The sequence below is a fragment of the Streptomyces spongiae genome (assembly GCF_009377185.1).
GTDB classification, from domain to species: domain Bacteria; phylum Actinomycetota; class Actinomycetes; order Streptomycetales; family Streptomycetaceae; genus Streptomyces; species Streptomyces spongiae.
The window spans coordinates 1-7,260 of sequence record NZ_VJZC01000507.1 but is presented as its reverse complement, the minus strand read 5'-3'; the positions used below and the strand labels follow the sequence as shown (position 1 = coordinate 7,260).

The following is a 7,260-nucleotide window of genomic DNA, read 5'->3' as shown; positions in this document are numbered from 1 at the left end:
GCCCCCGCGCGATCCCCCCGCGCGCCCCGCACGCCAGGACCGCGGCCGCGGCCTCCTCGTAGGTGCGAGGGCGGATCAGTCGGGCCGCGGTGGGGGCGGTACGGCCCCAGCCGGTGACGGGGACGGAGACGGAGGAGGGCATGCCCGCGACCGTATCGCCATCAAAGGGGCATATCGCCATGATCGCTTGAGCGCGTTCCGCGCTCCTCACCGAAACGGGTGATTAATGGGATGTCGTTCAAGATTGCCGTAGTTCTGGACTATGTCCCTAGAAGAGTGACGTCGTATGGACGATGTTGACGACGTTCGCGACCTGGACCGGTGGCTCCTCGCGGTGCTCCACGGGTACGGGGCGGACCCGCGGGTCGCCCTCGCCGCGCGCGCCCTGTCCCGGGCCGGGGAACACGGCGCCCTGTGGCTCGCGGCGGGCCTGGCGGGTGCCGCCGTCGACCGGGAGCGGCGTGGTGCCTGGCTGCGCGGCACCGCGCTGACCGCGGGTGCGCACCTGGTCAGCATGGGGGTGAAACGGGTGGTGCGGCGCCCCCGGCCCGCCCATGTCGAGCCCCGGGTCCGCACCGCCGGCCGGCACTCCTTCCCCAGCTCGCACGCGAGTTCGGCGGTGGCGGCGGCCGTGGCGTACGGGGCCCTCCGCACGCCTCGCGCCCCTCTGCTCGGCTCCCTCGTGGTCCCGCTGGCCGCCGCGATGTGCGTCTCGCGGCTGGTGGTCGGGGTGCACTACCCCTCGGACGTGGCGGCGGGCGTGGCCCTCGGAGCGGCCACGGCGCGGCTGGGCACCCGCTGGATGACCGGGGCGACCGGGGCGGCCGAGGCGGTGCTGTCCGCGGTGGCGCCGGTGGCACACGGCGGTGGCCGTGGCTGAGCCCACCGCGCTCCTCGAACCGCGTCCGACAGCCGCCCCCGCGACGCCATCCCGAAGCCTCCGGAACCTCGCCCTCGGACTCCTCCGGACCGCCCGCCCCCGCCAATGGATCAAGAACGTCCTCGTCGTGGCCGCCCCCGCGTCCGCCGGAGAGCTGTTCACCGCCCGCGCCCTCACCCAACTCCCGCTCGTCTTCGCCCTGTTCACTGCCTGCGCGGCCGCCGTCTACCTCGTCAACGACGCCCGGGACGCCGAGGCCGACCGCGCCCACCCGGTCAAGCGCCACCGCCCGGTCGCCGCCGGCCAGGTCCCCGTTCCGGTCGCGTACGCCGTCGGGGGCGCCCTCGCCGTCCTCGCGCCCACCGCCGCCGTCTGGCTCTGCTCGCCGTACACCTCGGCACTGCTCAGCGCGTACCTCGGGCTCCAACTCGCCTACTGCGTCAGCCTCAAGCACGTCCTCGTCGTCGATCTCGTCGTCGTCGCGACCGGCTTCCTGATGCGGGCGGTGATCGGCGGGCTGGCGCTCGGCATCCCGCTCTCGCGCTGGTTCCTGATCACCACGGGCTTCGGCGCGCTGTTCATGGTCGCCGCCAAGCGGTACTCCGAGGCCGTCCAGATGGCCGGGAGGGAGGGCGCCACGCGCGTGCTCCTCACCGAGTACACCGCCGGCTACCTGCGCTTCGTGTGGCAGCTGGCCGCAGGGGTCGCCGTGCTCGGCTACTGCCTGTGGGCCCTGGAGGAGGGCGGGGCGCCGAGTACGGGCGTACTGCCATGGCGCCAACTGTCGGTGGTGGCCTTCGTCCTGGCGGTCCTCAGGTACGCGGTCTTCGCCGAACGCGGCACCGCGGGGGAGCCGGAGGACGTGGTGCTCCGCGACCGCCCGCTCGCGCTCATCGGGGTGGTGTGGCTCGCGATGTACGGCCTGGCGGTCGCCCATTGGTGAGGGGGCACTCTTTCCGAGCCCCGGTGAGGGCCACAGTCCCGCGATTCCGGGGTACGCGGACAGCAGGGGCCCAGGACCCAGGGCCCGGCGGCATGAGGGCGGACGCAGAGGGGGCAGAGTGGGATCATGGACTGGCTGAAGAAGCTCCCCGGGATCGGCCCCCTGGTGGAGCGCCTGATGACCACGCACGCGTGGCGGTCGTACGAGCGGCTGGACCGCGTGAAGTGGACGCGACTGGCCGCCGCGATGACCTTCATCAGCTTCCTGGCGCTCTTCCCGCTGCTGACGCTGGGCGCCGCCGTGGTCGCCGCGACCTTCGGCGAGGGCCGGCAACAGCAGCTCGAGGACAAGATCACCGATCAGGTGCCGGGGATCGCCGACCAGCTCGACGTCGGCGGACTCGTCGACAACGCGGGCACGGTCGGGATCATCGCCGGCGCGTTCCTGCTCTTCACCGGTATCGGCTGGGTCGGTGAGATGCGGGGCTGTCTGCGTGCGGTGTGGGAGAAGCCGGACCCCGAGGAGAACCCGGTTCTGAGCAAGGCCAGGGACGCGGGCGTGCTCCTCGGCTTCGGCGGCGCGGTCCTGGTGACTCTCGCCGCGTCCACCGTGGCCTCGGCGCTGGTGGGCGGGTTCGCCGACCAGCTCGGCATCGACCGGAACGGCTGGGGCGGCGCGCTGCTCCGGGTCGCCGCCTTCGCCATCGCGGTCCTCGCCGACTTCCTGCTCCTGCTGTACGTCCTCACCCTGCTGCCCGGAGTCCACCCACCGCGCCACCGCCTGATGGTCGCCGCGCTCCTCGGCGCGGCCGGCTTCGAACTCCTGAAACTGCTGCTCAGCGGCTATATGCAGGGCATCGCCTCAAGAAGCATGTACGGCGCCTTCGGCGTCCCCATCGCCCTCCTCCTCTGGATCAACTTCACCGCCAAACTCCTCCTGTACTGCGCGTCCTGGACGGCGACGGGCAGCAAGGAGGAGGAACTCGGAGAGGGGACCGAGGAGGCAGAGCAGGAGGGCGGCTCTGCGCGCGAGGAGGCGCCCCGAAAGGGGCGCGGGGAACTGCGCGACAAGCCACAAACGACCGGCAGTGAAGATGCGCCCCCCAGCCAGGCAGACGCGTTTTTGGGGGCGCAGGGAACGGCGTGACCAGCCACGAACCACCGGCACTGACAACACGCCGGCAACCAGGCAGACCCCAACCGCCTAGCGGCGCCGCCGCATCAGCTCCGGCAACGGCCACTTCCGATTGACCAGAAACACCCCACCGGCCACAAGCGCCAGGACACCCCCAACAATCCCCAGAGCAACCCCGACACCACTCGACCCGCCGGAGGCCCCCGCGGCGACCGGCTTACCCCCCGTCGCGCCGGAGGCAGACGCGGACTCCGACGCCCCCGGCTCGGAGCCACCCCCCGTGTCCGCCCCCTTCGGCGGCACCAGCTCACCCACGGGCGTTACCTTGTCCGCGGCCTGGAAACCCCAGTCGAAGAGGCGGGCGGTCTCCTTGTAGACCTCGTTGTACTCGTCCTTCTGCGGGTTCATGACCGTGACCAGCAGCACCCTGCCGTCACGCTCGGCCACCCCCGTGAACGTGGAGCCCGCGTTCGTCGTGTTGCCGTTCTTCACACCCGCGATGCCCTGGTACGGGTCGAGACCCGTGTCACCGGTCAGCAGCCGGTTGGTGTTCTGGATCTCGAAGGAGCCGCGGGTCGTCTTGCCCTTCTTGTTCTTCCTGGTCTCGCCCGGAAATTTGGTCCGCACGGTCGAGCAGTACTCGCGGAAGTCCTTCTTCTGCAGGCCGGACCGGGCGAAGAGGGTCAGGTCGTACGCCGACGACACCTGCCCCTTCGCGTCGTAGCCGTCCGGGCTGACCACGTTCGTGTCGAGGGCCTGGAGCTCCTCGGCGTGCGCGTTCATGTCCTTGACGGTCTGGTCGACGCCGTTGTTCATCGCCGACAGCACGTGCACCGCGTCGTTGCCGGAGCGAAGGAAGACGCCGAGCCACAGGTCGTGGACGGTGTACGTCTCGTTCTCCTTTATGCCGACCATGCTGGAGCCGGCGCCGATGCCCGCGAGGTCGGACGGCACGACCTTGTGCTTGTCGTCCTTGTTGAACTTCGGCAGCAGCGTGTCCGCGAAGAGCATCTTCAGCGTGCTCGCCGGCGCCAGCCGCCAGTGCGCGTTGTGGGAGGCCAGAACGTCACCCGACTCGGCGTCGGCGACGATCCAGGAGCGCGCGGAGATGTCCTTCGGCAGGACAGGGGCGCCGGTGCCGAGGTCGGCCTGGGTTCCCGGTGTTCCGAGCCGTTCGCCACCCACGGTGGACATCGTCGCCGGGGGTGTGACCGACGGCGAGGGGCTGGACGAGGGCTTGTCGGCGGCCAGGGCGGCCGGAGCAGCCGCAACGGCCGTCAGCGACAGAGACAACGACATGGCGGAGGTGACCAACAGGGATCGCCTGACGGTCTTTTTGAAGGCGGGCACGACGGAGAAAGTACATGGCCGCGACCGATAAATCCTACCGTTGCCTCCACCAGCGCCTTCTGTACGGCGAACCCGAACTCCCAAAGGTAATACTCGGCCCATGAACCTCAGCCGCCCCCGCTCCTGGTTCCTGCTCGCCTCTGTGGGAGCTGGGTCATCTGGATCAACTTCCATGGGAAACTAACCACATGGCACCCATGGTTTCTGAGGACACTCCCGCACACCGGATGGACACAGTGCGCGTGGCTGTCTACGCCCGGCAGTCGAAGGCGCGCCCCGACGCCTCTGAAGCCTCGCCAGAAGCGCAGGTTGCAGCCTGTGAAGCGGTGGTGGCGAGTCGATCGGCCGGCGGAGGGGCACGCTGGGAGGTCGTTCATACCTTCAAGGACGTTGGCCGCTCCGGATGGGATCCAAAGGTTGTCCGCCCCGGCTTCGACGACCTCATGGCCGCCGTACGCGCGGGTGAGGTCGACGTGGTCATTGCCAACGAGCTGTCACGTCTGACTCGTAAGGGTGCGCATGACGCCCTTGAGATCGACAAGGAATTCAGGAAGCACGGAGTCCGGTTCGTCTCCACCCTTGAACCGTTCCTCGACACGAGCTCCCCAATCGGCGTGGCAATCTTCGCGTTGATCGCGGCGCTTGCGAAGCAGGATTCCGACATCAAGGCGGAACGACTCAAGGGCGCGAAGGACGAAATCAAGGCCCTCGGCGGCCGCCATTCCAGCTCTGCGCCGTATGGGATGCGCGCTGTCCGCGAGAAGATCGGCCCTCTGGTCGTGTCAGTACTTGAGCCGGATGACGACAATCCGGAACACGTCGCGGCCGTAGAGCGCATGGTGCAAATGGTTCTTGAGGGGGTGTCAGACAACAAGATTGCCATCACGCTTGAAGCTGAAGGTGTACCAGCGCCAGGTAACGCCGAACGCCGAGCCACTGAAAGGCGCTTGGAGTCCATCAAGAAGCGACGGGTGTCCGGCGAAGACACCCCCATTCGCTGGCGGGCTCAGACAGTCCGATGGATTCTCAACCATCCGGCCATCGGGGGATTCGCCAGTCAGCGAGTGAAGCGGGGAAAGGCGTACGTCAATGTCATTGCACGCAACGAAACCGGTGCACCTCTCACGCCCCACCGAGGCATCATCAGCGGGGCGGCATGGCTGGAGCTTCAAGAATTGCGAAGCCGGAGCACCAAGTCCAACAGACAACCCGGCGGGGAGGCTACACCAAGGTTGTTGAGCGGATGGCGCTTCATGCGATGCGGCATCTGTGAAGGCTCCATGGGGCAAACCAAGAACAACGGTGGACAGGACTACTACATGTGCGCCAACCCGAAGGGGCACGGCGGGCTTTCTGTCAAGCGCAAGGACGCCGACGACTATGTCGCCAGGCGAGTATGGGCGCGGCTCGCCAACGCAGACATGGACGACGAAGCAGACAGGGAATGGGTCGCCGCCGCCGCTCTTCGGTTCGCCGTCCAAAGGGACTTGGCCGGAGTGGAGGAAGAGCGGCGTGTGACTGCCGCGCACCTTGAGCACGTTCGGCAGTCCATCGCAGAACTCCAAGTCGACCGGAAAGCAGGCTTGTACCGGGGCCGCGAAGAGTTGGCTACGTGGCGCGGGACCATGCAGCAGTATCGGGCCTACGAGGACCAATGCGTTGCACGCCTGGCCGAATTGGACGAGAGAATGGGAGCCACTGTGCGCATCCCATCGGAGTGGTTCACGCCAGGAGGTGACCCTTTGGGTCCTGGCTCGACGTGGGCAGGATGGGGCGTATTCGAGCGGCGTGCGTTCCTGGAATTGTTCCTCACTGGCGTGGCTGTCGGTCCGGGACGAGACCTGGAGACTCGGAAATATATCGCGATTGAAGACCGCGTGATGCTGGACTGGCGACCGCTTTCGCAGGAATCCGACGAAGTGGAAGACGAAGAAGCGTCGGCAGTGCTTCGATCTTCTTGATATTGCGGCGCTCGGGCGCTGCGAAGGTCTTTGGCCTTCTGGGCTCGCCGCGGGATCACCACCGACCCGGTGCCGTGGCGGACGATCCTCAGCAGCCGTCGGCAGCGGCAGGCCGTTCAGAAAGGACAGGTGGCGGTCAACTGGCGTCGACGTGCTCGGCCCGGGCCGCAACGTCGGCACGGCGGAACGCGCGAACGCCCCGGAGGCCGATAACGCCGATGACCGTTCCCAGGATGAACGAGACGATGGCAAGGGCAAGGTGCACCCACAGATAGGCCGTAGGCTTGCCGTGATCGAATGCAAGTCCACTGGCGTCCGCGAAGAGGTTCTTTGTGAAGGTGACCCAGATCACCCACGACCATGCGCCGAATGCTGCGAGAAACCAAGAGGCGGTTCGGCTGATCTTCATTGGTCGTCCTTCGAGGTGGGTGGGTCGTTCCCTGTCAGTATGTGACCTGCGCTTGTCTGGCCTTGCGGGGGTGCTGGTCAGTTGCGCAGGGACGGCCATCGGGTTGGGCGGTTTGCGCGCATTGCGCCCTACGTCATAGCGGAGAGTGCGGCGGAATGGTGATTGTCTTCATACTCGCGGCCCTGGCGGTCCTGGCCGCGTTCGGCGTCCTGCACTGGTACGCGTGGCGCCGCCTGGTGCGGGACACGACACGCGGGCCGGGAACCGCCCGCCGGGTGGGCGCGGCGGTGTTCGTGGCCGGGCCGGTGCTGCTGTTCGCGGCGTTCGGCGCCGAGCGCGGCGGTGCCCCCTTCTGGCTCCAGCAGGTGCTCGGCTGGCCGGGCTTCATGTGGCTGGCGCTGTCGCTGTACCTGCTGCTGGCGCTGCTGGCGGGAGAGCTCGTACGCCCGTTCGTGCGGCGTCTGGTGGAGCGGCGTGCTCCGGCGGCTGTACCTGCCGCCGTACCCGCACCCGCAGCCACCCCTGCCGCCGCTCCCGCCGCCGCGACGGAGCCGGTGCCGGTGAGGGAGGCCGAGCACGTCCC

6 protein-coding genes and 2 pseudogenes are annotated in these 7,260 nt (G+C 68.3%); 5 read left to right on the top strand and 3 right to left on the bottom strand.

All coding sequences use genetic code 11. The features are described from left to right. A pseudogene (locus FNH08_RS39835) lies at positions 1-142 on the bottom strand (decaprenylphosphoryl-beta-D-ribose oxidase); the annotation flags it as partial. A 144-nt stretch (positions 143-286) separates the two neighbouring features. Here FNH08_RS39835 and FNH08_RS39830 point away from each other — a divergent pair. The 3 genes from FNH08_RS39830 (at position 287) to FNH08_RS39820 (ending at position 2,969) form a co-directional block, all read left to right on the top strand. After that, on the top strand, positions 287-880 hold the full coding sequence (locus FNH08_RS39830) for a phosphatase PAP2 family protein (RefSeq protein WP_152776403.1): 594 nt from the start codon (positions 287-289) through the stop codon (positions 878-880). Further along, positions 873-1,823, top strand: coding sequence for a decaprenyl-phosphate phosphoribosyltransferase (locus tag FNH08_RS39825; protein WP_322726227.1), 951 nt, complete (start codon positions 873-875; stop codon positions 1,821-1,823). Before FNH08_RS39830 ends, FNH08_RS39825 begins: the two co-directional genes overlap by 8 nt. Positions 1,824-1,949: 126 nt before the next feature. Continuing rightward, positions 1,950-2,969: a YihY/virulence factor BrkB family protein gene (locus FNH08_RS39820; protein ID WP_152776402.1), complete on the top strand. Its 1,020-nt coding sequence runs from the start codon at positions 1,950-1,952 to the stop codon at positions 2,967-2,969. 57 nt (positions 2,970-3,026) lie between these two features. On the opposite strand, the gene FNH08_RS39815 is transcribed toward FNH08_RS39820, so the two are convergent. Further along, entirely contained in the window at positions 3,027-4,307 is a 1,281-nt protein-coding gene (locus FNH08_RS39815; protein WP_322726226.1) for a D-alanyl-D-alanine carboxypeptidase family protein, read from the bottom strand. Between the two features lie 242 nt (positions 4,308-4,549). Between FNH08_RS39815 and FNH08_RS39810 the strand changes: the two genes are divergently transcribed. Further along, positions 4,550-6,268, top strand: coding sequence for a recombinase family protein (locus FNH08_RS39810; RefSeq protein ID WP_322726225.1), 1,719 nt, complete (start codon positions 4,550-4,552; stop codon positions 6,266-6,268). A 136-nt stretch (positions 6,269-6,404) separates the two neighbouring features. On the opposite strand, the gene FNH08_RS39805 is transcribed toward FNH08_RS39810, so the two are convergent. After that, the gene (locus FNH08_RS39805; RefSeq protein WP_152776400.1) at positions 6,405-6,677 is read right to left on the bottom strand and encodes an SCO4848 family membrane protein; all 273 of its coding nucleotides are present in this window, start codon (positions 6,675-6,677) and stop codon (positions 6,405-6,407) included. A 155-nt stretch (positions 6,678-6,832) separates the two neighbouring features. Between FNH08_RS39805 and FNH08_RS39800 the strand changes: the two are divergent. After that, positions 6,833-7,260, top strand: a pseudogene (locus FNH08_RS39800) (metallophosphoesterase); the annotation flags it as partial.